Origin of the sequence: Paraburkholderia fungorum (assembly GCF_046026025.1) — a bacterium.
Lineage (GTDB): Bacteria > Pseudomonadota > Gammaproteobacteria > Burkholderiales > Burkholderiaceae > Paraburkholderia > Paraburkholderia fungorum_E.
The window spans coordinates 149,652-174,341 of sequence record NZ_JAQQFL010000012.1 but is presented as its reverse complement, the minus strand read 5'-3'; the positions used below and the strand labels follow the sequence as shown (position 1 = coordinate 174,341).

Sequence of the window (24,690 nt, the reverse complement as noted above, 5' to 3'; positions counted from 1 at the left end):
CGTCGCTTTTTCGCGTCAGTTTCAGGATGCGCGCGGCGGCACATCCACAGGTCACAGAGCCTGAAAAACACCTATGATTTAAAAGCATTTTTTATTACAGAACGGCATTTAACCGGTTCAGGAAACAGCTTATTGTAAAAAAGTAGAAACACTTTGGAACCGGTTCCATTTACCATGACGCGGCATTCCGACGACTGCCTCGGAGCCCGATGGCGCGCCCCCTTCTCGTGACAAAGAACAATATGGCTCACTCTCCTCTCACCTCCCGCCGCGGCTTCTTACGCACGGCCATCGCGCTGGTTCCCGCCGGGACCCTCGCCGGCTGTGAAGTCAAGCAGGCCGACACGACCACCCAGGGCGCGAGCGGCGCAGCGGCCACGGGCCAGGCTTCCGGCGCCGACTACAAGCCACGTTTCTTCGACGCGAAGGAATGGGCCTTCGTCCATGCGGCGCTCGACCGTCTGATCCCCGCCGACAGCGAAGGCCCGGGAGCGGTCGAAGCCGGCGTGCCCGAATTCATCGACCGGCAGATGGACACGCCGTACGCGCACGGCGCGCTCTGGTACATGCAGGGTCCGTTCCAGCAAGGCGTGCCGGAACTCGGCTATCAATTGAAGCTCGTGCCGCGCGATCTGTACCGGCTGGGCATTGCCGCGGTGAACGCCTACTGCACGAAGACCTACTCGCATCCGTTCGACGCGCTCGACGCGCCGACCCGCGACACCGTGCTCGCCGCGCTCGAAGCAGGAAAGATCGATCTGGCGGATGTCCCGGCCACGGTCTTTTTCGGTCAGTTGCTGCAAAACACCCGCGAAGGCTACTTCTGCGACCCGATCCACGGCGGCAATCGCGACATGGGCGGCTGGAAGATGATCGGCTTCCCCGGCGCGCGCGCCGATTTCATGGACTTCGTCAACCAGAACGGCCAGGCCTATCCGTATGGCCCCGTGTCGATCGAAGGAACGCGCACCTGATGACCACACAAACCAAACCCCACGCCGACGCGGTGATCGTCGGCTTCGGCTGGACCGGTGCGATTCTCGCGAAGGAACTCACGGAGGCCGGACTCAAAGTGGTCGCGCTCGAACGCGGCGAGTATCGCGACACCTATCCGGACGGCGCGTATCCGAACACCATCGACGAGCTGACCTACAACATCCGCAAGAAGCTGTTCCTCGATCTTTCGAAGACCACGGTATCGATCCGTCATAACGTCGGCGATACCGCTCTGCCTTATCGCCAGCTTGCCGCGTTCCTGCCGGGCGAAGGCGTCGGCGGCGCGGGCTTGCATTGGTCGGGCGTGCACTTTCGCATCACGCCGGAAGAGCTGCGTCTGAAGAGCCATTACGAAGAACGCTACGGCAAGCGCTTCATTCCAGACGGCATGACGATCCAGGATTACGGCGTCAGCTACGACGAACTCGAACCGCATTTCGACTTCGCCGAGAAAGTGTTCGGCACCTCGGGCCAGGCTTATAAGGTCAACGGCAAGGTGGTCGGCGACGGCAACGTGTTCGACGCGCCGCGCAGCGACAACTTCCCGCTTCCCGCGCAGTTGAACACCTACTCGGCCGAGCGCTTCGGCAAGGCCGCGCGCGAACTCGGACTGCACCCGTACCGCCTGCCTTCGGCGAATACCTCGGGTCCGTACACCAACCCGTATGGCGTGCAGATGGGGCCGTGCAACTTCTGCGGATTCTGCAGCGGCTACGCCTGCTACATGTACTCGAAGGCGTCGCCGAATCTGAACATCCTGCCTGCCTTGAAGCTGTCGCCGAACTTCGAACTGCGCTCGCGTTGCCACGTGCTGCGCGTCGAACTCGACGATACGAAAAAGCGCGCCAAGGGTGTGACGTACGTCGATCCGGCGGGCAACGAAGTGTTTCAGCCCGCCGATCTCGTGATCGTCGCGGCGTTCCAGTATCACAACGTCCACCTGCTTCTGCTGTCCGGCATCGGCAAGCCGTATGACCCGATCTCGGGCGAAGGCGTGGTGGGCCGCAATTTCGCGTATCAGAACCTCTCGACGATCACCGCGTTCTTCGACAAGGACACCTTCACCAATCCGTTTATCGGCGCGGGCGGCAACGGCGTCGCCGTCGACGACTTCAATGCCGACAACTTCGATCACGGCCCACTCGGCTTTGTCGGCGGCTCGCCGTTGTGGGTGAACCAGGCGGGCACCAAACCGATCAGCGGCATCGCGACACCGGCCGGCACGCCGAACTGGGGCGTGGACTGGAAGAAATCCGTGAAGGACCACTACGCGCACACGATTTCGATGGATGCGCACGGCTCCAACATGTCGTATCGCGACGTGTTCCTCGATCTCGATCCGACCTATCGCGATTCATACGGCCAGCCGCTCCTGCGCATGACCTTCGACTGGAAGGACAACGACATCAGGATGGCGCAATACGTGACCGGGCAGATGCACAAGATCGCGCAACAGATGGGGCCGAAGTCGATCGGCGTCTACACGCGTGAATTCGGCGCGCACTTCGATTCGCGCCGCTATCAGACGACTCACCTGGCCGGTGGCGCGATTATGGGCACCGATCCGAAGACGAGCGTGCTGAACCGCTACCTGCAAAGCTGGGACGTGCACAACGTGTTTGTGATGGGCGCATCCGCGTTCCCGCAAGGCATCGGCTACAACCCGACCGGCCTCGTCGCCGCGCTCGCCTATTGGTCGGCACGCGCGATCCGCGAGCAGTATCTGAAGAACCCCGGGCCGCTGGTGAGCGTATGAAGAAGATCGATATCCGACGCCTGGATCAGGCAATCAAACGCGCGGGCGTGGCGTCTTTCTGCTCTGCTGCAGCCCTGTGCTCGCCGCTCGCCGCGCAAGCGGCGGCTCAAACACCCACTCAATCTCAATCCGGCGCGCCCCTGATCGCGCACGGCGAATACCTCGCGCGGGCCGGCGATTGCATTGCGTGCCACACGGCGCAATCGGGCAAACCTTTCGCCGGCGGCCTGAAGTTCGACACGCCGATCGGCGCGATCTATTCGACCAATATCACGCCCGATCGCGATACCGGTATCGGTTCGTGGACCTTCGCGCAGTTCGATCACGCCGTGCGTGCCGGCGTGCGGCCAAACGGCGACACACTGTATCCGGCGATGCCGTACCCGTCGTACGCGCGCCTGAGCGAAGACGACATGCATGCGCTGTATGCGTACTTCACGCAAGGTGTCGCGCCGGTGAACCAGGCGAATCGTGCGGTCGATATCGTCTGGCCGCTGTCGATGCGCTGGCCGCTCGGCATCTGGCGTCACCTGTTCGCGCCCGATCCCGCAGCGTTCAATTCGAAGCACTACACCGATCCAGTGGTCGCGCGCGGTGCATATCTCGTACAGGGCCTGGGCCACTGCGGCGCCTGCCACACACCGCGTGCGGTAACGATGCAGGAACGCGCGTTGAGCGATCTGGACGGCACCGCGTTTCTCGCGGGCGGCGCGGCGATCGACGGCTGGGTCCCATCGAGTCTGCGCGGCAATCCGCGCACCGGCATCGGCTCGTGGAGCGAAGCCGATCTCGTGCAATTCCTCAAGACCGGACGCACGCAGCACAGCGCGGCATTCGGCGGCATGACCGACGTCGTTCAGCACAGCATGCAGCACATGAGCGACGCCGATCTGACTGCAATCGCGCGCTACCTGAAGACGCTGCCGTCGACCGACCCGCAGGAAACGCCGTACGCGTACAACGATACGGCGGCTCATGCGCTGCGCACGGGCGACGCCACGACTCCCGGCGCCGCCGTGTACCGCGACAACTGCACCGCCTGCCACCGCAGCGATGGCCGTGGCTACACGCGCGTTTTCCCGGCACTGGGCGGCAATCCGGTCGTCCAGGGCAAAGATGCGACCTCGCTGATTCACGTGCTGCTGACCGGCAACACACTCGAAGGTACGAAGAGCGCGCCGTCCTCGTTCACGATGCCGCCCTTCGGCTGGCGCCTGAACGATCAGGAAATCGCCGACGTCACGAACTTTGTCCGCACTAGCTGGGGCAATACCGGTTCGACGATTAGCGCGGCGGACGTCGCCAAGGTTCGCAAGACCGTCACGGTGCGTGCGCCCGAGATGCCGCCGGGTGCTGCACTCAGTCGCTGAGATCGCGCAAACTCAGTGCTGTTGCGGGACCGCACTGATCATCTCGAGATGCCACGCTTCTGTTTCGTCGTCCGCGGGGAACATGCATTCGATACGCAGTTCCTGCGCGGCGACGGTTTGCGGTGTGCCCACGGTGGCGACCATCGAGAAGTAGTTCAGGACCTTGCCGTCCTTCACGAAGCCGAGGGGGATCACCGGCATGCCTGCGGCAGCGGACCCGGTTCCCAAGGCGTTCGAAGAAGCGTTCAGGTCCGTCTGGACGTCCGGATAGGCACGCAACGCGGCAAGCAACTCATGCGTCTGATCGTCGACCACGCGACCGACCGACTCCCGATAGACACGCTGAATCAGGCTATTCGCCACGGCTTGCCAGTCGGCCACGAACGGGCGCATGCCATCCGGATCGAAAATCAGATGCAACATGTTGCGCGGCTCCGCGCGCGCAGCCATGTCGATAAAACAATTGAAGAAACGCGGCGCCGATTCGTTGGTCATCAGCACGTTCCAGTAACGATCCATGACGAGCGCGGGAAACGGTTCATGCTGCCGCAACATGCGTCCGAGTGCCGTGGTGACGCTCTGCATTTCCTGGGCGTTCCAGGCGCCTTCGGCGTACATCGGCGCATAGCCCGCTGCCAGGAGCAGCGCGTTGCGTTCGCGCAGAGGAATATCGAGCGTTTGAGCGAGATCGAGCAGCATCTGACGGCTTGGCACGCTGCGGCCGCTTTCGACAAAACTGATGTGTCGCTGTGAGACGCCCGCGTTGAACGACAGGTCCAACTGGCTGACGCCGCGCATGTCTCTCCAGTGACGCAACAACGCGCCGAGTTCATTCGACGGCGCCTTCCTTTCGGGATTCGCGGGATTCATCGGTCTATGTTCCGCAAGTCGGTACAGATCAGGGTGGATGAGTTGTGGCGCCGAAGCATCGTGAATGTCCGGCGCCGGCCGGCCGTTCGAACCGCGCCGCCCAGCATACTCCCTGATGCCGGGCGGCGCCGCAAACGAACCCTAGGCGGTCCAGGCATGCTCCTGGAAAGAGGCTTCAAGGGCAGGCTTCGTGATGTTGCCGGCGTAGTTCGTGAGGGTGGAAGCGGCCAGCGCCGTGAGAACCTCGAGCACCTGGTCCTTGCGAAAACCCGCCTCGATAAACGGGTTCACGTCATGGTCGCTCAGGTGTCCGCGCTTCTCGATCGCGGTTTTCGTCAAAGCCGAGAGCGCCGCATGCTTAGGATCGGCGGGCGCGCGGCCGTCGCGAATCGCTTCGACGTCGGCGGGTGAAAGCCCCTCTTTCAGCGCGAGAGCCGTGTGAAATGCCACGGCCCATGAGCACGCGTTGGTCACCGCGTTCGTCAGCAACAGGGTCTGGATCTGCACTTCGGTAAACGTACCCGAATGGACTCTCTGGAAGATACCGATGAAGCCGCTGATCAGCACCGGCGATTCAGCCATGGTTCCCGCAATGTTGGGGATAAAGCCAAAGTTTTGCTGGATCTGGCGCAGCACCGGACGGGATTGTTCGGGTGCGGATTCAAGCGTATGAATCTGGAACGTCGACATGATATGTCCTCGATCGTATGCGCCGCTCGGGATGAGTTGCGCGATGACCGAAGAGTAGGCGTGAGCGTGCGGCTCGCCAATTACCTGCGATGTAATAGAAACCCATCTCAGGTGAGACGTTCAGCTTGTGTTCTTTGGCACGCGGCCGTCGTGGTTGCGTGCATGGGCCTTCGCACCGCAATTCAGAATTACAAAAATCGCCAGAATATGCTGCTACCGCCCGGGTCCAACAGTCACGATCAAGACAACGGAAACAACATGAAGAGCCAACCTCTCTTGCTGGCGGTATTCGCGGTCGCCGCGTTCTGGAATACCGCTTCCCAGGCCGCGCAGCCGGACTACGCCTATTCGACGATAGTGCGTCTTGCCGACGGCAAAACGCTGACCTGCGCCGTCAACGAGCCCCTGACTGCTGTACGCGACCCCGGTACCCCGCTCACTCTCCGGGAAAAAACGGAGGCCGACGTGTTGGCGACGCAACGGCTGCGCCTGATCAGCGGACCCACATCTGAGTATCCGTCACCGTATACCGCGCCCAACGTTACGTGCGAGGCAGCGAGTTGAGGTTGGCCAGTTGAGGTTGAGTGGCATGACGAAGCTCGTGTGGTTCATTCCGTACGATGCGGAACATCGTTCGGGAAAGGATAGGGGGCGTGAGGTCCTGGCCATTCCGCCGCCGGCGGACCGCTTAGCGCATCGCATGCTGCGAGGCCCGTCAAAAGGCTGCACATGAGTAAAACGGCGCACATGCTCCGGACTGCTGCTCGAGTACCCATCGCACACCTCCTCGCATCTCGCGCATACACTCCTTCTTGGACCTCCAACCGGCGTGGCGGGTTGCATTGCATGTTGTCATGCGTTCATCATTAACAGCCCGGGCGCGCGCCTGATCTTCCAGCGACGCCGCAGCGACTGCAGCTTGCTCGACTAAGGCCGCGTTCTGTTGCGTAGCGTTGTCCATCTGTGTCATCGAGGCATTGATCTGATCAATCCCGTGCGACTGCCCATCCGAGGCTTCACTGATCTCGCTGACGATACCAGTCACGCTTCTCGCCGCCGTGTAGCCGGCGATCGTGATGGTCAGCGCCGTCCGGATAGTGGTATGTCTGAACATGGCAGTCTTCCTCGACCCGCTGAGCAGAAAAAAGGCGGCGGCCGGACAAGTCCGCCGCCGCCAGGAGGAGCACAACGATGAACGGATCAGCGCGAATCCGGTCCCCGGATCAGAAGCAGGATCAGAAGCGGGTACGCACGCCCGAAGTCAGTTCGAGCTGGTTAGTCGCGCCGAACGTGGTTCCAACGGTGTAGCCGCCATGCAGCCTCATGTAGTCGCCGGCCAGATACACTTCAGTGCGCTTGGACAGGTGATAGAACGCCGACCAGTACAGCGTTTCCTTGTAGCCGTTGTGGAGGCCTGACGTCGGATCGAAAGCGCCGATGTTCGCGTTCGGGATATCGCCGTCGCTGTTGTAAGCGGCATTCTTCACACGCATCTGCTGATAACCGAGTTCGTAATCGAACGCACCTTTCGGCGACAGTTTGAGCGACACCGTCCACGCGTTGTCCTGACGCTGGCCGAGCGCGCCCTGATTGCCCAGGTACCGGAAGTAACCTGCGTTGGCGCGCAGGATGCCGAACGTATAGTTGCCACCCACCGAGAACGACTGGTTTGTAAAGCCAACGCGATTCGCGTGGCTATAGAAGCTCGACACGTTGAACGGTCCGCCGTTGTACCCCAGCGCCGCCTGGTAGTTCGAATTGGAGCCGAAGCTCGTTGAATTGCCGAATGCGTAGCCTGCGCTGGCGAAGATGCCATTGTCGAACAGCTTCTTCCATGCCACGCCATTGTTGTAACGTGTGCCAGTCGCGCTGGCCGCGTAGAAAATCATCTGCTTGAAGTTATTCGAGTTCGTCCAGCCGCCCTCTTCCGTCGTCAGACGCGCGGAGCCGTACGGGTCGCCGTAGATCGTCGATGCGTCGCGCGCGATCGTGTTCTGGAACCCCGCCGTGATCTTGCCGAACGTGTCGTTTTCGATACCAACCCATGCGTCACGATCGAAAATCTGGCCCGGGTCTTCCATCTGGCCATCGCTCACGCGGTATTCGCTTTCAAGCCGGAAAATGATCTTCGAACCCGCACCGATGTCTTCGGCACCCTTCAGGCCCCAACGGCTGCCGCTGAACCACGGTTCGCCGCCGATTCCCATACCGATCACATGATCGCCGTTCGCATTCGCGTGCGACTGATAGGTCGGAACGCTCAGATCCATCAGGCCATAGAGCTGAACACTCGATTGCGCATGTGCGCCGGTTGCCGCAAAAGCGCTCGCCGTGACGGCCAAAGTCAGATACTTTTTCTTCAAGATCGTCTCCTCAGATTACTACGTTGAAATTTTCGTTTTCGTCGTCTGCTGTGCTGCGCAAGCTTTTCAACATGTGCCGGCAACGCGCCATCATGAAAGTGGCCGATACAACGAAGGCGGAACCGGAAGCGCGACGAAATCGCGCTGTAACAGACAGGCAACAGCTACCGGCGAACGTCCACTTATTTCGAACCGGTGAACTCGTTGGTGTAGGTTTTCGCCAGTTCGATATGCTTGCCTTTGACCGACGGATTGAACGCCGACAGCACTTTCAGCACCGTCTCCGGACCGTCGGCGGGCATCTTGCCGTCCTTGGTGAACATCGGCAGTGACGCTTTCAACGCGCTCACGTAAAGCGGTTTGTCCTTCTGATAATCGTCAGGCATCTTCGCCGCGATTTCTTCCGCGCTATGCGTGTGGATGAATTGCATCGTGCGAACGAACGCGTGCGCGAGCTTGGCCGCTTCGGCCTTATGAGAATCGGCCCATGCTGCCTGGACGTAGAGGCTCGATGCCGGATAGGTGCCACCCAACGCCGCCTTCGTGCCTTCGACCGAGCGCATGTCGACGAGCACCTTTGCGTCGCCGGACTTCTGCAGCGCCGAAACGGTCGGCTCAGTCGTCATGCCGGCGTCGATACGGCCTTGTTTAATCGCCGCGATGAAGCTGGCATCGGCACCCACCGGCAGCATCGTGTATTCCGTGGACTGGATGCCGTGCTGTCCGGCAAGGTATTGCGTGAGAAAGCTTGTCGAAGAGCCGAGGCCAGTCACACCGAGCGTCTTGCCCTTCACATCCGCCATCGATTTGAGCGTTTCGGCCGCCTTGGTCGATACCATTTCGACCTCGCCCGGTACCTGTCCGAACACGACGATTGCCTTGACGTCCTTACCTTTGGTTTGCAGATCTATCGTATGGTCGTAGAAACCGACGACAGCCTGAACGGCGCCGGCCAGCAGTTCGTTTTCAGCGTCAACGCCGGCCGGCTGCGACAGAAGTTCGACATCGAGCCCTTCATCCTTGAAATAACCGAGCTGCTCGGTCAGGCGCGCCGGCAAATAGATCAGCTTCGTAATGCCGCCGACCATGATCGTGATCTTCCCGCCACCGTCGGCTGCGATCGCTTGTTGCGACGCAAGACCGAACAGCAGACTGGAAGCAATGGTGATATGGCGCAGCGTGCGAAAGCCTGGGGTCATCGATCGTCTCCGTTATTGTTTGGCGCGGCGGAATGGCGCCCGTCTTCATCGATGGGGCGATTCTAGGAGAGCGAATCCTTCCCTCGGCTTACACGGAAACTCCGGTTTCATGCGGGATTTCCATGAGAGGCAAGGACGCCTTCATGCGAGATCCGGCTATGAATGTCTACGCTCTGCTTACGTATGAAGGATGTCTTTACATCCTGTTTTTGCGCTGTGAGCGAGGATGGCGCGAACGGCTGGTGCGAACGGGGGGCGTATGTCACTGAGCGACGAAGTGGCGACCGGCCCCATGCCGGGGCACAAAAAAAGGCCAAGGCGGCGAAGCCTTGGCCTGCAAAATTCTGCTGAGTGAGCGATCCGGCGGAATCCGCGAACAGCGCGGCGAGCGCGAAAGCCCACGAACTCCCAAACTCACGAACGGACGTTGTTCCAATGCGGCCAGTAGTGACGATGATCCAACTGCCCAAGCCGCTTTCGATGCAACTGCTCCCGGTAATAATGAGCGGCGACGAACACGGGCGCCATCGCCAGCACGAACGAACCCATCACGATTCCCACTGCTTCACTCATCGCAACCTCCATGGCAGAACCAGGGCTTCACTGCAGGTGTTGGCCCCCATTGATTGCAATGTTGGCGCCGGTCACGAAACCCGCGTCGCGCGAGCACAGGTAGAGCACGAGCGCGGCCACTTCGTCGGGTTGTCCGAGCCGGCCAACCGGAATCTGCGGAATGATCTTCGTCTCGCGGATTTCCTCCGGCACCGCCATGACCATCTTCGTCGCGATATAGCCGGGCGAGATCGTGTTGACGGTGACGCCCTTCTTCGCCACCTCAAGCGCCAGCGATTTCGTGAAGCCATGCATACCGGCCTTCGCCGCCGCATAGTTGGTCTGGCCGACCCCCCCCTTGGAGCCGATGATCGACGACACGTTAACGATGCGGCCCCAGCCACGCTCGACCATGCTGTCGCACACTGGCTTCGTCATGTTGAACACCGAATCGAGGTTGGTCCGGATGACCGCGTCCCAATTGATCTTGTCGAGCTTCTTGAAGCTGGCGTCTCGCGTAATGCCGGCGTTGTTGATCAGAATGTCGACCGGTCCGACCTCTCTGCGGATTTGTGCCACGCATTTTTCACACGAGTCGTAGTCGGCGACGTCGACTGTGTATGCAAGAAATTGCCGCCCCTGCGCTTCCATCCGGGCGAGCCACTCGTTCGCACCGGTATTGCCAGGCGAGCAGGTCACCACGACCGCATACCCGGCGTCATGCAAGCTGACGCTGATCGCCTCGCCAAGTCCACCCGTTCCACCCGTCACCACCGCGATCTGCTTTGCCATCGAATCGTCCTCTTAAAAGCGGGCGTCGTGCTCATTTTGAGCAACACGACTTTCAGTCCATGCATCGGATACTGGAATTCCGATTTTTCAACAATCAGGATTCCTTTATATATCGTATAAGCGTTCACCGCGGGCATTGCTGCCCGCGTCAGGTTTATTGCTTCGCGCTCGTGGTTGCCGGAACCGGCTCGGCGTTGTTTCGCCCGGTCTTTGATGCTGTGGCGCCGATTGCATCAAGATTACTCCCGGCAATCGTCACGGCCTGTTGCCCCGTTTTCTGCAACGTTTCGTACAGGGTCGTGGTAGTGGCCATCGCGGATCTCCATGCAGCCATTGCGGCTTCAGACCCCGAAGGAGCACGCTTCGCCACTTCCTCGGCGAGTGCCTGCAGGCGATCGTTATACCGCGCGTAGTACATCTGGGCGAGTTGCGTGACTTCAGCCTGAGTGGTCGACGCAATGTCAAACACCTGACGCCCGTATGACAGCGATTTTTCCACGCTGGGTCCCGCGAAACCTGGCTGCAGCGCGAACCATTGCTGCGGCTCTGGTGTACCGGCTACCTTCGTGATGTTCTCCTGCACTTCGGCCAGCGTGGCTCTCGCGGCCTGCAGGTTCAGAGCGGCCAGTTTTTCGACGCCTTCAAAAATCTTTCCGGCCACCTCAAAGAACGTGTCGGCGTTGGCTTTCGTGGCGGTAAGCTGCTCGGGACTCAGTAGAGTCATGGTTGAATTCCTCATAAGTCGATCGGGCGCGCGAGACCCCGAGCGCACAGACGCATCGTGGCCAATCGCGATGATGAATCAATCGAAGCGGGTGCAGCGGATGCCTAGCGCATCCGGGCAACCGCCTTGAGAATGGAATCGCCTTCGCTTGTGATCCGGGGACGTGGGTGTCCTGACGCGAGGTTTTCCAGTGATATGAGTTGCCGCTCGAACAGGGCGTCGAGCTCGGCGCGGCCCAGTTCGATCTGATCCGGCGCGTTCTTGATGAGCATTAAGGTAGCGAATTCATGGGGACTCAACATATTGTCTCCTCGATTTAGTCTATCTGCATGGGAAGCATTAATTACCCCCTCCAGCCTGAATGCCCGGCAAATATTCCTGCCGCCTCCCTAACGCGATCATTCGAGAAATCACGCCATGGGAGACGCCATCATAACTGTTAAATTTTCAAATGCAATATGCAGGATGTTTTTTATCAAAGCCGCCGTTTTGTCTGCTGAATTATGTTTTGTCTGCTTAATACCCATGCGTTGCAAAGCCTTGTCCGGCGCCATCTCAAACCCTTAAAACCCTTGTCTGACGGGCTTTCCGACCAATTCAGCGGCCCACCATGTTCACCCCGAGACTTTATTAACAATATCAATTCACTTTGGTTTCATTGGGCTTCTATTTATACGTGAATATTGTATTTATCGATTTTCACTTTAGCGCCGGCATCGCCCATACGCACAAATTGCGAAAGATTTATTACAACGCGCGCGCATTTTAGAAATAAACTATATTTCGATCTGCAACAAAACCTGCTTGCCTGTTTATCGGGTTGCCCGCTGCAATCCGGCATGCCGCCGGCCTCGTTGCAGCGGGCGCAGTCGATTGGCCTGATATCCGCCCATGGGCGTGCCTGCCACATGGCCGAAGGAATGCCGACTGCGCCGTCGAATAACCCCCTCGCCGTGCGCAACGGCGCGGCGCTCAAATCAGAACAAGTGATGGATCCCGCTTAGAAACACCGTCTGCCTGCCGCCCGACGCCGCGCCGATCCCAAGCGTATTCGCCACGGCCCCGCCACCGGCGGTCTCGACCATCAGGTCCGCGTAGATTTGCGTCGCTTTCGACAGCGAATACACGTTTGCCACCGTGAATTGCGTCCAGCGATGCCCTGCAAGCGTCGCGCTCCACGCTCCCGCCGCGATTTCCTCCGCGGGCGTCAAGCGTACGTTGACGCCGCCGTCGATTGTGCGAAAGTGCTCGCTGCCACCGTCTGGCTGGATCCGTACATCCGTGGCGAGCGCGTGCAGCGTCACACGTTCAAAGCGGTACGATCCGCCAATCCCCATGTCACGCACCTGCTTCGCGTTGAAGGCAGCGCCGGGCGCGAGTGTCTGCCCCTCGAACGACGACAGGCCCAGTCCATTGGAGAGCGGCAGCAAACGGTCTCGGTACTCGGAATACACCGCCACCAGCTTGAGCGGCCCATTCGTATAGTTAGCGCCGAAACTGATGGTTCTGCCATTGGTGTTGCTGGCCGACGCGCCGGGAAATCCGTAGAGCGCACCGAAACTCAGTCCGCTGTAAGTTGCGCTTTTCCATTTCACTGTGCTCGACAGTTGTACCGGCAAGGTGCTTCCAAGACCATCGAGATTGCCGGGGTGAAACGCGGAGAAGTCGCCGAGCAGTTGACCGGTCGACACCGAGCCGAGCCAATCGAAATTCCAGTCGGTCTGGCGGCCGAGCGTCACGGTGCCGAACAACGGATCGGACATCCCTACGTAGGCCTGACGATTGAAGAAAGTACTGCTGCTGGCAGACGCACCGGTTGTCGTGACAAAACCGCTTTCGAGCCTGAATACCACCGAACGGCCGGCGCCGATATCTTCGACGCCCTGGAAGCCGAAGCGGTCGGCCTGGAAAGTGCCCTGCTCGGCAATATAGGCATGAGCGCCGTGCAGGTTGCTCACATAGCCGAGACCGGCGTCGAGACTTCCATACAGCGTGACACTGCTCTGGGCGTTGGCCGCGGTGGAAACGACGAGCGCGGCCATGCACGCACCGCCCGTCGCGCGAAAAGCGAAATAGGTTTTCATGGAGAGAGGATTGAAACGTTCGAGGGAGGACTGCGAGGGCTTGCGTTAAAAGCCAACGTTAAAAACTACAGTGAGCGCTAAAACCCGAAATCAGATCGCCTGGATCTTCTCCACAGGCCTTACGCGCCATGCACCGAAAACCAGATTCACGACGATTGCCGTGAGTGTCCCTGCCGCCATGCCGTTGCCCAGTACGATCTGCGAATAGCCGGGAAACGATGCATACACGTTGGGAACCAGAATCGGCAACAAGCCCACAACCAGAGCGGCGGCAAGCGTGTACTGATTGCCGCGTGCATGCAGGTCGACTTTACCGAGCAGATTCACGCCCATCACACCGATCATCGCGAACACGATCAGCGCCGTGCCGCCCACCACTGGCGCGGGAATCGCGTAGGCGAAGCGTCCGAGCGGCGCCAACAGCGCGATGACCATCAGCATCGCACCCGCCATGGCGGTCACGTAGCGCGAGCGCACGCCGGTGGTTTGCACGACACCGATATTTTCAGCGCTCGTAATGATGAGCGAGGTGCCTAGCAGCGAGCCGAGCAGCGACGCCACGGCATCGCCGCGAATCGTCCTCGGCACGTCGCGGCGCATGTCGATTTTCCGGCCGGTGATCTCGCCGACGGCCACTGTCTGCCCGGTCGCCTCGGCCATCGAAATGACACTGAAAATCAACATCGGCAGCGCGGCGAGCACGTCGAAGCGTGGCATGCCGAAAGGCAGCAAAGCCGGCAGCGTGAAGAGCGGACCGGCCCACATGCCGCCAGTGGGCATCAGTCCGATTGCCCAGCCCGCGCATGTGCCGATAGCGAGACCGATCAGCACGGCAAGCCGCCCCACCGTGCCCTTGAACAGACGCGCCACAGCTAGCGTAGCCACGATCGTGAGCAGCGCGAGACCCAGCGACTGCGGCCGCGCGAAGCCAGGCGTTCCCGGCTGACCGACGATAATGCCGGCGTAGATCTTGATGAGACTCACCGATACGAGCAGCAGCATCGTGCCCACCACAACTCGCGGAAAAAACCGCAGGCAGCGCGCGAATACCGGCAGCACGAGCCAGTAGAACAGGCTGGTGAGAATCGCCGCCCCCGCTGCTGTGCGCAGATCCGTCTGCGTGGCGATGACGGCGAACAGCATGGCGGGCGCGCCGCCCGGCACCATCACGAAGGGCAGCCGTGAACCGACCGGCCCCGCCCCGAGCGATTGCAGCAGCGTGCCGGCGCCGCAGGCAAAGAAGGTCGCGCCAATCAGGTGCACGGTCATGCCCGAGGAGAGCGACAACATCCGCGACACCAGAAAAACCGCGGTGACGGGCGAAGCCGCCATCGACAGGACATGCTGCAGGCCGAACAGCACGAGTTGCCACGCGGGCAAGCGCGTATCGACGCTATGGGCGGCTGGGTCAGGATTCACGTTACCCCCGGGGATCGAAAATACGGCGTTCAGGCGCGCAGCCACGGCAACTGCTCGCGGCTGTAGCGGAAGGTCTGGAACACGCTGTTCAACTGCCCTGGGCCGGTCTTGCGCGCCGCTTCGTCCGGGTACTCGCCGAACCAGGGAATCACGTATTCCCACACCACCTCGCCCGCGGGCGTCACTTCGAAGAGGCGGCCCGTCGCCGACTCGGTGATGTGCGTGTTGCCGTTCGCGAGCCGCTGCGCGTTGCCCATGAAAGCGCTGTAGAACGCATTCACCATGTCGTCGGCATACGACCACACGACCTCGTTATTCGTCGGATCGATCTCGAGCACGCGTGAGAAAGCCACGTGCGCACCGGTGCGGAAATTGCCGTTGTCGAAGGTGAGAATGTTGCCGTTGGCGAGCGCCACGGGCGCATGCTGGTGCGACACCACTCTCGGCGGAATGTGCATCGTGACGCCACCGGCCTTGCGATCGACGGCGATAATGCCCGACGTGGTGCGCAGGCTCATCAGCACCTCGCCCTTCGCATTCACGCCGAGCCCGTTCACGAGCGGCCAGTGATAACGGCCGAAGCCGGACGCGATCGGAAAGTCCTCGGGCTTCAGGTGCTCCCATGCCTTCCATTCCCACACCAGTTCGCCCGCGCGATTCACTTCGCGGATCACGTCGCCATACATGACTTCGTCGGGGCCGTGCGCGGTGCCGCCAGGCACGCGCTCGGCAAACCCTGCCGGCACGGGCGCGCACGCGGCGTACAGCAGATTGCCGTTGGCGAGCCACTGAGCGTCGTGGTGATGCGCCGGATCTTCGTAATGCCAGACCACCTCGCCCTCAGGCGTCACTTCGGAGAAATCGCCGCCGTGCCACATCGACCACGGCGCGTAACGGTTTTCCGATTTCGCATGGTTGCCGTTGTAGCCGAGATTGCCGTTGGGAAGAATCACGGCGTGGCGGCCGGCTCGCACCGGCATCTTCCACTCGTGCACGACCGTGCCGTCGATATCGATGAGATAGACGCGGCCACCCGCCGTTTGCGGGGCGATCAGCGTATACCCGCCGAATGAAACCCTGGGGTCGTGAGCGATGAGGCCGACGCCGCGGCGGCGCTGGGTAATTTGATCGACTGTTGTGGTCACGGTTCGCTCCGTTAAGATGATGAAGCGAAATCTAGGCTATCCGTTGCGTCAATAAAATCTGATTATTCTTTACGGCCCGTATGGAAAAACTATACGGTTGATTTATGCGTCCAATATCGCAGACATTCCGTTGTTTCGACGAAGTGGTCAGACGGGGTTCGATCCGCAAAGCGGCCGACTCGCTACACCTGACCGCTGCTGCCGTGCACCAGCAAATCCTCAACCTGGAGGAGCAGGTCGGCTCGCCGCTGTTCGACCGGTTGCCGCGCGGCATGCAACTCACCACGGCGGGTGAGATCATCATTGCTGCGGTGCGGCGCGGTCAGCGCGATTTCGATAATGCAATGACTCAGGTGGAAGATCTGCGCTCGCTGCGGCGTGGGCATATCAACCTGGCGGTGTCGCCATCCACGGCCGAGCGGCTGGTGCCCGAAGCGATTCAGGCGGCCATGAAGAGCTATCCGGGCGTGACGTACAGCGTGCGCTCCGGCAACGGCGAGAGCATCCTCAAATGGGTGGAGACCGGCGAGGCCGACATCGGCTATGGCCTGCGCCGCAAGCCACCGCCTGGCGTCGTGGAGGTGCGCGCTTTCTCGCAGCACCTTGGGCTCGTCACGCCGCCGGGGCATCCGCTGACGAAGCTCGGCAAGCGGCCCCGGTTACGCGACTGTCTCGACTACCCGCTCATTCTCATGACACCGGACACGGAATTGCGGGCCATGGTGGATCAGATCGACCACCGGGAGCAGCGCAAGGCACGGCCGCTGGTGGAAACGAGCTCGGTCTCGATGGTGCGCCGGCTGATCGCGGACAGTGTAGGCATCGGCTTCCTGATTGGTGAGAACGTGGCGGAAGATGTAGCGCAGCGCAAGCTCGCGTGGACCGCGCTCGCCGATGCCGGCGCGAAGTCGTTCAGTTGCCTATATCAACGCTCGGACCTGACCACGACCGTCGCGATGAGCATGTTCCTGCAGTTCCTCGGCCAGGCGATCGAGACGACCGAGAGTCAGGTTCATGCATCGGCGCAAACGGGGCGCAAGCGTTCGCCACGGGTCAAGTGAGGACTCCGGAAGTATCGGCAACGCAGAATTGCTCCACACACGCCTGCCTCACGCGCTCGACCGTCACCGGCCAGCCCTCACCCACGGCCCGGCGAAACAGCCGCAGCGTGTGCGGATACCAGGGCGAATCGCTGCGTTCATGCATCCAGCGCCAGTCGATGTCTTTTTCCGGCAGCATCACCCAGCACGGTTTGCCGAGCGACGCGGCCAGATGCGCCGTGGATGTGTCCACGCAAATCACCAGATCGAGTTGCGCGACGATCGCGGCGGTGTCCGCGAAATCGCTCACCGCCGAACCAAGTTCGAGCAGCGGCTGACCGGCAGGCGGGTTGTGCGCCTCATCTTCGCCCTGGCCCTTCTGCAGACTCACAAAGCTCAGGCCGGGCACGCTCCAGAGCGGCGCCAGCGTGGCCAGCGTGGGGATCGAGCGGTTCGCGTCGTTGTGATGTTTCGCATTGCCCTTCCAGACCAGCCCGATTTTGCGGCCGGGCGGCATGGTTTCGAGCATCGGCCGCCACTTGTCGACGAGCGACGCTTCGGCCGCGAGGCGAACTCCGCGCGGAATCGTATCGACAGTCGTACGCAAGTGCAGCGGCGCGCTCAACAGACTCGTCCAGCAGTCGTAGCCGGATGCGGCCACGCGGGCGAGTGCCGTGTCGTGGTCGAGCACGGCATCGATGCCCTCCACCGAAGCCATCAACCGATGCAAAGCAGGCACACACGCAAACGCGATATGCGCGGCCCCTTGCGCCTTGAGCAACGCGAAATAGCGGCAGAACTGGACCATGTCGCCGAGCCCGTCTTCCTGCCAGACCAGCAAGGACTTGCCGGAAAGCGTGTCGCCTTGCCACTGCGGGCAGTTCAACATGGAACGCGTCTTGTAATGCACGAAACCCGGCTGATCGTAGCGGCACTCATACAACCGCCAGCCCTCGTCGAAGCGGCCCATGCCGAGCACCAGCACGGCCAGACCGAATCTGGCGTCGCCGTAATCGGGGCGTAAAGCCAGCGCCCGAAGATAAGCGGCTTCGGCCTCAGGCAAGCGCTTGAGTTGCGCCAGCACGGCCCCGACGTTGTAGTGCGCCTCAGCCAGATCGGGACGCAGCGCGAGCGCTTGTGTGAAAGCCTCGATGGCTTCGGGCAAACGGCCGAGCAAACGCAACACGCAGCCCAGGTTGTTATGCGCATGGACGATGTAGGGCCCACAGCGAACCGCCTCCCGGTAAGCCGCTTCGGCTTCAGGCAGGCGCTCCAGGCTCGACAGCGCGAGGCCGAGGTTGTAGTACGCCTGCGCATAGTCCGGACGATGCGCGATGGCCTGCCGGTATGCCGCTTCAGCCTCGGGCAGACGCTTGAGGTCCGCCAGCACCGCACCGAGGTTGAGGTACGCCTCCGGGTAATCCGGGCGAATAGCCAGCGCGAGCCGGCAAGCCAGTTCGGCCTCCGGCAGGCGCAACGCCGCCTTCAGCGCACCGCCGAGGTTATTGAGCGCCTCCGGATACTGGGGCTTGATGGTCAGCGCCTGCCGGTACGCGGTGTCCGCGTCGTCGACACGCCTGAGGTCCATCAGCACGTTGCCCAGGTTGTTGTACGCCTCGGCGTGCGCCGGCAGCCCGACTAGCGCCTGACGGTAGGCCGCCTCGGCTTCATGCAGGCGGCGCAGTTCGTGCAATACGATGGCGTGGTTGTAATGCGCCTGGGCATAGCCGGGGTGGATCGCGACCGCCTGACGATACGACGCCTCCGCCTCGTTCTTGTAGCCCATCGCGTAGAGCACGGTGCCGAGATTGTGGTGCGCGTCGGCCTGGCCGGGCCGAAGTGCGACCAGTTGCCGATAGACCGCCTTGGCCGCCGACAACCGCCCGAGCGATTTGAGCAGCATGCCGAGACTACTGTACACCTCGGCATAGCCGGGCTTCGCGCGCAAACATTGGCGCCAATAGTCTTCCGCGTCCGGCAGATTGTCCAACCCATACGAGCAGGCCCCGGCGATATTCAACGCGTCGGCCCGCGCATCTTCCTCTTCCGTTACATCGGCATGCGGTTCGAGGAGCGGCGTCACCAGCGCTAAAGCCGCGGCGAATTGCCCGGCCGAGCAGAGCGACGCCGCCTGCTGATTGATGTCGGCTATCGAAGATGCGCGCGTCTGCGTGAGTGTCTGCCTGAGTGTCTGCGTAGATGCCATGAGTCGTCGTGGTGGGATCGGCTGCGTTCAGGCCGGGGCAATCGTGCGTTTCGAGCTTTGTTTACGCCCTATTCGTACCCGCTGCGGCGTTGTGCGTATCCGCGCATCGGCGCGGGCTGGCCGAGACGCCGGCGCGGGAAAGCGCAACCTGCAGCACACAGCTTAAGGCAAGCGGCCGGACGGCAACGCCCGGAAATGAGCGGGTTTCGGGCTTCTAATCCCACGCTATATCCCATGCAATAAGCGCAATCACACGAGAAAAGATTGCGCGGCAATGCTAGAATCGCCCGCGTCTTTACGCCGACCATCATGACTCCACACTCCCGCAACCGCATGACCGCATGGCTTGGCCTCATCGCCATGTGGCTCGTCGTGTTCGCGCCGGTCGTGAGTCAGGTGCTGGTATCGAACCGCGCGAACGAACCTTTCGCCGCACTCTGTTCGGCGCTCCAACCGCACAACCAGAGCGTGGCGAGCCCGTCCACGCAGACCAGCCCGGCGCCGGTTCACCTCAGTCACGACGACGCCTTCGGCGCATGCGGCTACTGCCACCTGCTCGAACACCACGTCGCCATGCCGAGCGTCGCGGCCGTCGAACCGCCTGCCGCGCTCGCGCTGGCCGGCACCGCGCCACCCGCCCTCTCCACCCGCTTCACGCCGCTCGGCGCGTTCCCGTCCGGACGCCCACGCGGCCCGCCCGCCGTTTCCTGATCGCTGTTGTTCCTGATCGCGCATTTCGCAGCGCCCCTTGAGGGCGCGCGCGATCGTCTGTTCAATGCATCAAGGAAACGTTCATGTTCAACTTCGCTCTGCGAAGGCTGCCCTTTTGCGCCCGTCGCATTCCGTCCTTTTGTGCCCGTCGCATTCCTTCCGTCTATCGGCCGCTGTCGTATTTTCCAGTCTTGATTCCGGCGTTCGCACCCGTACTCATCGCCGCCCCGGCACACGCGCAGAGCGCGCCCGCCGACGCCACGCTGCCCGCCGTCAGTGTCACCGCCAAGGCGGTCGCCACGCCGCGTGCCGTCGACCCCAACGTGCCGGCCTCGGTCGAAACCGTGACGCGCGAACAGTTCGACAACTGGAACGTCGTCAACACCGAAGATGTGTTGAAGTACATGCCGAACCTCGCCGTGCGCAAGCGCTTTATCGGCGACCTGAATTCGATCATCGCCGTACGCGGCACCAGCAATACGCAGAGCGCACGCGGTCTCGTCTACGCGGACGGTCTGCTGCTCAGCAATCTGCTCGGCAACAGTTATTCGTTTCCGCCGCGTTGGTCGATGGTGTTTCCTGACGAGATCCAGCAGGTCGACGTGCTCTACGGGCCGTTTTCCGCGCTCTATCCGGGCAATTCGCTGGGCGCCACAGTACTCATCAGCACCCGCATGCCGAAACAGTTCGAGGCCGACGCGGATGTCAAAGCCTTCACCCAGCATTTCAGCCTGTTCGGCATCAATCAGAATTTCAACGGCAGCGAAGCGAGCGCCTCGATCGGCGACCGGATCGGCAAGTTCTCATATTTTCTGGGCGTGAACCACCTGGAGAACACCAGCCAGCCGTTGCAATTCGCCACGCTCGCCAAGTCCAGCACGCCCGCAAAAGCCGGCGACACGCCGGTGACCGGCGCGACCTTCTACAACAACCAGACCAATACGCCGACCGCGGTACTCGGCGTGAACGGCGAAGGGATCGAGCATACGGTGCAGGATCAGTTCAAGCTGAAGATGCAGTACGACTTCACGCCGACACTGCAAGCCGCCTTCACGCTCGGCTACTGGCATCAGACCTACAACAGCGCGACATCGAGCTTCCTGCGCGACGCGAACGGCAATCCCGTCTACAGCGGCAAGGTCGCGATGGGCGGCTACGAATACACGATTCCGGCGGCCGCCTTCGCCCCGAGCCTCGGCCACAGCGAGAACTGGCTATACGGAGTCACGCTGAAGACGCGCAACGCCACCGGCTGGAACGGCGAAGCGATCGCTTCGTACTACGACGTCGGCAATAGCGTGGCGCGCACCGCGAATTCAGGTGCGCCGGGCAACGGCCCGGGCACCGTGACCTTCGGCGACGGCACCGGCTGGAAAACACTCGACCTGCGCACCACTTACACCCCCGTCACGCCGCAAGCGGGGTGGACGAACCACGCGTTGAGCTTCGGCTATCACTACGACAACTACTTCCTCGACAACGAAAGCTACAACACGCTGAACTGGCGCGACGGCGCGGCCACGTCGTTTGCCAATGCGTTCGCCGGCAAGACACAGACTCAGGCCCTGTACGCGCAGGATGCGTGGCGCTTCCTGCCACGCTGGAAACTGGTCTACGGCGTGCGTTACGAAGACTGGCAAGCCTACGGCGGTTCGCAAGCGCTGCCTGGCACAGCCATTCGATACAGCGACGCGAGCCAGCACCACTTCTCGCCGAAAGCCTCATTGTCGTTCGACGTCACCGACGATCTGACCTTGCGCGCTTCGATCGGCCGCGCCTATCGGTTTCCGACGGTGGGCGAGATGTTCCAGGGGCAAATCAACGGCTCGTCGATCATCAACAACAATCCGAACCTGAAGCCCGAAGACGATCTCTCGAAAGAGCTGAGCGCCGAATGGGCGCACTGGAACGGCGTGTTCCGCTTCTCGCTGTTTCAGGACGACGTGAAGAACACGATCTTCAGCCAGACCGATACGACCGTGATTCCCAACGTGACGAACTTCCAGAACATCGGCAAGGTGCGCTCGCGTGGCGTCGAAACAAGCTACGCGGGACAGGACGTATTCATACGCGGTCTCGATCTGCTGGCGAGCGTGGCGTACACGCAGTCGAAGATCATTGCGAACGCGCAGAACCCGGCTAGCGTCGGCAAGTACTTCTATCGAATTCCGCTGTGGCGCGCCAATCTCGCCGCGACGTATCACTTTAACGAACGCGCGGCGCTCACGCTCGCCGCACGCTACTCCGGCCGCGAATACAACACGCTCACCAATACCGACACGAATCCCAATGTATTCGGCGGCACCAGTTCGTACACGGTGGCGGACGCGAAGTTCACGTTCAAGCCGACCAGACTGAGCGAAATCGGTATCGGCGTCGACAACCTGTTCGACGCGCGCTACTTCGTTTATCACCCCTATCCGGGCCGCACGTTCTACGTCGAAGGGAAGCTGCGCATGTGAAGACGCGATATGCCTGCGCTATTTGCACTCGCCCTGGACGATCCACCAGCGAGTTACAAACCGGCGCACGTATCGCTGCGCAAACCGATCGCCTCAATATTTTTCAGGAGGATTGAATAATGTCCACCACCCTTGCTCAACGCACCACTTCGTCGACCGGCGCTGCGAACGCCGGCTACCGGACGCTCTGGCGCTGGCACTTTTACGCGGGCCTCTTTGTGATGCCGTTTCTGGTGGTACTTGCAATCACCGGCACGCTGTATTGCTTTCAGCCACAAATCGAGCCGCTGCTTTACCCGCACCGCCTGATCGTCGAACCGCAAGCCACGCCGAGGCTCACGGAAGAGGTCCTGCTTGCCAGGGCGCGCGCGGCGATGCCGGCCAATGCCCGCGCGGTGACGGCCCCCATCGCGAATGCCCCTGAGCGCAGCACCGAATTCATCTTCCGTCTGGCCGACGGCGAAAAGCAGAGTGTCTATCTGAACCCGTACAGCGGCGAAGTACTGGGCACACTGAGTGTCGAGCATCGCTTCATGCAGGTGGACCGCATGCTTCACCGCAAGCTCCTGCTCGGCAAACCTGGAGAATTGCTGATGGAGTTGGCCGCGTGCTGGACGCTGGTGATGATCGGCACCGGCATCGCACTCTGGTGGCCGCGCGAGAAAACCACCGCGCGCGCAGCGTTGCTGCCACGTTTCTCGCTGAAAGGTCGCGCACTGTGGAAGAACCTGCACGCCGTGATGGGGATCTGGCTTGCGCTCGGTGCACTCGTATTCGTGCTGAGCGGTCTGCCCTGGACGGGTTCATGGGGTAAGCAGTTCAAGGCGCTCGCCAGCGCCGCCAATCTTGGCGCGCCGCCGGGAGCGTGGGGTGGCTTGTCATTGCGCTCCGCGCTGCCGGGCATGCCCGCCGGTGACCAGGCGGGCGCGGCGGATACGCGCGCCGGAACGCAATCCGCGCATGCAACCCACCCTGCTCCCGCATCGACCCATGAACACGGCGAGCACAGCGCCCATGAGGCGAACATGGATTCGATGCCCGGCATGGTCATGGACGATCTGCCGTTGCCGCTTGCGCCATGGGCCGTCGGCAACACCCCGGTACCGCAATCCGCCGATCCGCACGCAGCGCGGGCACTGCCTCTCGGACGCATCGTTGCACTCGCCGCATCGCTCGGCGTCCCGAGCGGCTACGACATCGTGCTGCCCGCCTCCGCCACGGGCGTCTACACCGTCTCGTACTTTCCCGCCGATCCGAAAGACGAGCGCACGCTGTACATCGACCAATACAGCGGCGCGGTGCTGAAAGACATCCGTTACGGCGATTACGGCGCGGTGTCGAAGGCGGTGTCGTACGGCACCTCATTGCACATGGGCCGCTATTTCGGCATGGCCAATCAGATTCTCTGCGCCGCAATTTCGCTTGGGCTGGCGGGGATGGCCGTGACCGGCTGCGTGATGTGGTGGAAACGGCGCCCGCAGCGTTCGCTCGGCGCACCCTCGCGCGAGCGTGCCGCGCCGCCGATGCGCGGCTGGAAAACCGGCCTCGTTCTGCTCGGCATCGTCTTCCCGTTGATGGGCGTCACGTTGCTCGCGGTGTGGCTCGCCGACCGCACGATTTTTGGCCGCGCCACGCGGCAAACGGCTTAGGTACGTCGCTTACGTACACCACTCAGGTACACCACTTAACGCTTCATTCCCGCAGTCAAAACCACGGAGCACATCATGAAGACATCACGCCAACTCCTACTCGCCGGCTTGCTGTGCGGGTCATCCATTCAGGCCTTCGCGGGCGCCGCGGCAAACGCCCCAACAGCGGCGAGCATATCGGACTGCTGGATCCGCGCGCTACCGGGCGATCTGCCGTCGGGCGGCTATTTCAAGGCCGGCAACGCGAGCGACCAACCGGTCAATCTCGTCGGCGTCAGCGCCGACGCTTTCGGCATGGCCATGCTGCATCAGACGCAAAGTCAAGGCAGCACGTCGTCGATGGCGATGGTCGATCAGGTCGCGGTCCCCGCGCGCGGCTCACTCGTCTTTGCACCGGGCAACTATCACGTGATGCTGGAGCACCCGAAACAGCCGCTCAAGATCGGCACGACGATCCCGCTGACGTTCTCGTTCAGCGACGGCGAGAAAGTCACCGCGGCATGCACGGTGAGGAGCCCCGGCACGATGGCGCACTGATAGCCGCCCGGGGCGGCTCGGACGGCTGCGAGGCTGTTCGATGGCGCCGGTTGCAGCTAGTGCGGCTCGTGCAGGTGCCGCCGTTGCCGCCGTTGCCGCCGTCATTGCGCATTCCGCTCGTTTAC

Annotated in this window: 23 protein-coding genes; 9 read left to right on the top strand and 14 right to left on the bottom strand. The window is 61.7% G+C overall.

The features are described from left to right. The first annotated feature begins 242 nt into the window (after positions 1-242). The 3 genes from PQR67_RS15810 to PQR67_RS15800 are packed head-to-tail and all read left to right on the top strand — an operon-like array spanning position 243 to position 4,122. Positions 243-974 carry a gluconate 2-dehydrogenase subunit 3 family protein gene (locus tag PQR67_RS15810; RefSeq protein ID WP_408460730.1) on the top strand — a complete coding sequence of 244 codons (732 nt, stop codon included), beginning with the start codon at positions 243-245 and terminating at the stop codon, positions 972-974. Next, positions 974-2,752 carry a GMC family oxidoreductase gene (locus PQR67_RS15805; protein WP_408460728.1) on the top strand — a complete coding sequence of 593 codons (1,779 nt, stop codon included), beginning with the start codon at positions 974-976 and terminating at the stop codon, positions 2,750-2,752. Before PQR67_RS15810 ends, PQR67_RS15805 begins: the two co-directional genes overlap by 1 nt. Further along, a complete protein-coding gene (locus PQR67_RS15800) occupies positions 2,749-4,122 on the top strand; it encodes a c-type cytochrome (RefSeq protein WP_408460725.1) in 1,374 nt (457 codons plus the stop codon). The genes PQR67_RS15805 and PQR67_RS15800 overlap by 4 nt, the downstream gene beginning before the upstream one ends. A gap of 12 nt (positions 4,123-4,134) precedes the next feature. On the opposite strand, the gene PQR67_RS15795 is transcribed toward PQR67_RS15800, so the two are convergent. Both PQR67_RS15795 and PQR67_RS15790 read right to left on the bottom strand, forming a co-directional pair. Next, entirely contained in the window at positions 4,135-4,992 is an 858-nt protein-coding gene (locus PQR67_RS15795; protein WP_408460722.1) for a helix-turn-helix domain-containing protein, read from the bottom strand. 141 nt (positions 4,993-5,133) lie between these two features. Continuing rightward, positions 5,134-5,682, bottom strand: a complete 549-nt coding sequence (locus PQR67_RS15790) for a carboxymuconolactone decarboxylase family protein (protein ID WP_408460719.1) — start codon at positions 5,680-5,682, stop codon at positions 5,134-5,136. A gap of 258 nt (positions 5,683-5,940) precedes the next feature. Between PQR67_RS15790 and PQR67_RS15785 the strand changes: the two genes are divergently transcribed. Further along, a complete protein-coding gene (locus PQR67_RS15785) occupies positions 5,941-6,246 on the top strand; it encodes a hypothetical protein (protein ID WP_408460717.1) in 306 nt (101 codons plus the stop codon). Positions 6,247-6,397: 151 nt separating this feature from the next. Here PQR67_RS15785 and PQR67_RS15780 read toward each other — a convergent pair whose 3' ends face one another. From PQR67_RS15780 to PQR67_RS15730, 11 genes are all read right to left on the bottom strand, one after another. After that, positions 6,398-6,796 (bottom strand): hypothetical protein, encoded by a 399-nt coding sequence (locus PQR67_RS15780; RefSeq protein WP_408460714.1) that lies wholly within the window; start codon positions 6,794-6,796, stop codon positions 6,398-6,400. Positions 6,797-6,917: 121 nt separating this feature from the next. Then, positions 6,918-8,045, bottom strand: coding sequence for a porin (locus tag PQR67_RS15775; protein WP_408460712.1), 1,128 nt, complete (start codon positions 8,043-8,045; stop codon positions 6,918-6,920). Between the two features lie 182 nt (positions 8,046-8,227). Further along, positions 8,228-9,244 (bottom strand): ABC transporter substrate-binding protein, encoded by a 1,017-nt coding sequence (locus PQR67_RS15770; protein WP_408460710.1) that lies wholly within the window; start codon positions 9,242-9,244, stop codon positions 8,228-8,230. 414 nt (positions 9,245-9,658) lie between these two features. Then, a complete protein-coding gene (locus PQR67_RS15765; RefSeq protein WP_408460708.1) occupies positions 9,659-9,817 on the bottom strand; it encodes a hypothetical protein in 159 nt (52 codons plus the stop codon). A 27-nt stretch (positions 9,818-9,844) separates the two neighbouring features. Then, entirely contained in the window at positions 9,845-10,588 is a 744-nt protein-coding gene (phbB, locus tag PQR67_RS15760; protein ID WP_408460705.1) for an acetoacetyl-CoA reductase, read from the bottom strand. A gap of 154 nt (positions 10,589-10,742) precedes the next feature. Beyond that, positions 10,743-11,312, bottom strand: a complete 570-nt coding sequence (locus PQR67_RS15755) for a phasin family protein (protein ID WP_408460702.1) — start codon at positions 11,310-11,312, stop codon at positions 10,743-10,745. A 104-nt stretch (positions 11,313-11,416) separates the two neighbouring features. Continuing rightward, positions 11,417-11,614, bottom strand: coding sequence for a hypothetical protein (locus PQR67_RS15750; protein ID WP_408460699.1), 198 nt, complete (start codon positions 11,612-11,614; stop codon positions 11,417-11,419). Positions 11,615-11,722: 108 nt separating this feature from the next. Further along, positions 11,723-11,866, bottom strand: a complete 144-nt coding sequence (locus tag PQR67_RS15745) for a hypothetical protein (RefSeq protein WP_408460696.1) — start codon at positions 11,864-11,866, stop codon at positions 11,723-11,725. A gap of 423 nt (positions 11,867-12,289) precedes the next feature. After that, positions 12,290-13,396 carry a porin gene (locus tag PQR67_RS15740; protein WP_408460693.1) on the bottom strand — a complete coding sequence of 369 codons (1,107 nt, stop codon included), beginning with the start codon at positions 13,394-13,396 and terminating at the stop codon, positions 12,290-12,292. 90 nt (positions 13,397-13,486) lie between these two features. Continuing rightward, positions 13,487-14,815: a uracil-xanthine permease family protein gene (locus PQR67_RS15735; RefSeq protein WP_408460691.1), complete on the bottom strand. Its 1,329-nt coding sequence runs from the start codon at positions 14,813-14,815 to the stop codon at positions 13,487-13,489. Positions 14,816-14,844: 29 nt separating this feature from the next. Next, positions 14,845-15,960, bottom strand: a complete 1,116-nt coding sequence (locus PQR67_RS15730; protein WP_408460689.1) for an aryl-sulfate sulfotransferase — start codon at positions 15,958-15,960, stop codon at positions 14,845-14,847. Between the two features lie 104 nt (positions 15,961-16,064). On the opposite strand from PQR67_RS15730, the gene PQR67_RS15725 reads away from it, so the two are divergent. After that, positions 16,065-17,021 (top strand): LysR family transcriptional regulator, encoded by a 957-nt coding sequence (locus PQR67_RS15725; RefSeq protein ID WP_408460686.1) that lies wholly within the window; start codon positions 16,065-16,067, stop codon positions 17,019-17,021. Here PQR67_RS15725 and PQR67_RS15720 read toward each other — a convergent pair. Continuing rightward, positions 17,014-19,206 carry a tetratricopeptide repeat protein gene (locus PQR67_RS15720; protein WP_408460684.1) on the bottom strand — a complete coding sequence of 731 codons (2,193 nt, stop codon included), beginning with the start codon at positions 19,204-19,206 and terminating at the stop codon, positions 17,014-17,016. The two genes, PQR67_RS15725 and PQR67_RS15720, sit on opposite strands and share 8 nt — an antisense overlap. Before the next feature lie 309 nt (positions 19,207-19,515). On the opposite strand from PQR67_RS15720, the gene PQR67_RS15715 reads away from it, so the two are divergent. The 4 genes from PQR67_RS15715 (at position 19,516) to PQR67_RS15700 (ending at position 24,565) form a co-directional block, all read left to right on the top strand. Continuing rightward, complete coding sequence (locus PQR67_RS15715; protein WP_408460682.1) at positions 19,516-19,917, top strand: DUF2946 domain-containing protein; 402 nt, start codon at positions 19,516-19,518, stop codon at positions 19,915-19,917. Positions 19,918-20,000: 83 nt separating this feature from the next. After that, positions 20,001-22,379 carry a TonB-dependent receptor gene (locus PQR67_RS15710; protein WP_408460679.1) on the top strand — a complete coding sequence of 793 codons (2,379 nt, stop codon included), beginning with the start codon at positions 20,001-20,003 and terminating at the stop codon, positions 22,377-22,379. A 119-nt stretch (positions 22,380-22,498) separates the two neighbouring features. Then, positions 22,499-24,028, top strand: a complete 1,530-nt coding sequence (locus PQR67_RS15705; protein WP_408460677.1) for a PepSY-associated TM helix domain-containing protein — start codon at positions 22,499-22,501, stop codon at positions 24,026-24,028. Between the two features lie 75 nt (positions 24,029-24,103). After that, complete coding sequence (locus PQR67_RS15700; protein ID WP_408460675.1) at positions 24,104-24,565, top strand: copper chaperone PCu(A)C; 462 nt, start codon at positions 24,104-24,106, stop codon at positions 24,563-24,565. Positions 24,566-24,690: the final 125 nt, after the last annotated feature.

Bases quoted from the DNA above. Each gene is read 5' to 3' on its own strand.
- PQR67_RS15810 (WP_408460730.1), top strand. From the start codon at position 243: ATGGCTCACTCTCCTCTCACCTCCCGCCGCGGCTTCTTACGCACGGCC.
- PQR67_RS15805 (WP_408460728.1), top strand. From the start codon at position 974: ATGACCACACAAACCAAACCCCACGCCGACGCGGTGATCGTCGGCTTC.
- PQR67_RS15800 (WP_408460725.1), top strand. From the start codon at position 2,749: ATGAAGAAGATCGATATCCGACGCCTGGATCAGGCAATCAAACGCGCG.
- PQR67_RS15795 (WP_408460722.1), bottom strand. From the start codon at position 4,992: ATGAATCCCGCGAATCCCGAAAGGAAGGCGCCGTCGAATGAACTCGGC.
- PQR67_RS15790 (WP_408460719.1), bottom strand. From the start codon at position 5,682: ATGTCGACGTTCCAGATTCATACGCTTGAATCCGCACCCGAACAATCC.
- PQR67_RS15785 (WP_408460717.1), top strand. From the start codon at position 5,941: ATGAAGAGCCAACCTCTCTTGCTGGCGGTATTCGCGGTCGCCGCGTTC.
- PQR67_RS15780 (WP_408460714.1), bottom strand. From the start codon at position 6,796: ATGTTCAGACATACCACTATCCGGACGGCGCTGACCATCACGATCGCC.
- PQR67_RS15770 (WP_408460710.1), bottom strand. From the start codon at position 9,244: ATGACCCCAGGCTTTCGCACGCTGCGCCATATCACCATTGCTTCCAGT.
- PQR67_RS15765 (WP_408460708.1), bottom strand. From the start codon at position 9,817: ATGAGTGAAGCAGTGGGAATCGTGATGGGTTCGTTCGTGCTGGCGATG.
- phbB (WP_408460705.1), bottom strand. From the start codon at position 10,588: ATGGCAAAGCAGATCGCGGTGGTGACGGGTGGAACGGGTGGACTTGGC.
- PQR67_RS15755 (WP_408460702.1), bottom strand. From the start codon at position 11,312: ATGACTCTACTGAGTCCCGAGCAGCTTACCGCCACGAAAGCCAACGCC.
- PQR67_RS15750 (WP_408460699.1), bottom strand. From the start codon at position 11,614: ATGTTGAGTCCCCATGAATTCGCTACCTTAATGCTCATCAAGAACGCG.
- PQR67_RS15745 (WP_408460696.1), bottom strand. From the start codon at position 11,866: ATGGCGCCGGACAAGGCTTTGCAACGCATGGGTATTAAGCAGACAAAA.
- PQR67_RS15740 (WP_408460693.1), bottom strand. From the start codon at position 13,396: ATGAAAACCTATTTCGCTTTTCGCGCGACGGGCGGTGCGTGCATGGCC.
- PQR67_RS15725 (WP_408460686.1), top strand. From the start codon at position 16,065: ATGCGTCCAATATCGCAGACATTCCGTTGTTTCGACGAAGTGGTCAGA.
- PQR67_RS15720 (WP_408460684.1), bottom strand. From the start codon at position 19,206: ATGGCATCTACGCAGACACTCAGGCAGACACTCACGCAGACGCGCGCA.
- PQR67_RS15715 (WP_408460682.1), top strand. From the start codon at position 19,516: ATGACTCCACACTCCCGCAACCGCATGACCGCATGGCTTGGCCTCATC.
- PQR67_RS15710 (WP_408460679.1), top strand. From the start codon at position 20,001: ATGTTCAACTTCGCTCTGCGAAGGCTGCCCTTTTGCGCCCGTCGCATT.
- PQR67_RS15705 (WP_408460677.1), top strand. From the start codon at position 22,499: ATGTCCACCACCCTTGCTCAACGCACCACTTCGTCGACCGGCGCTGCG.
- PQR67_RS15700 (WP_408460675.1), top strand. From the start codon at position 24,104: ATGAAGACATCACGCCAACTCCTACTCGCCGGCTTGCTGTGCGGGTCA.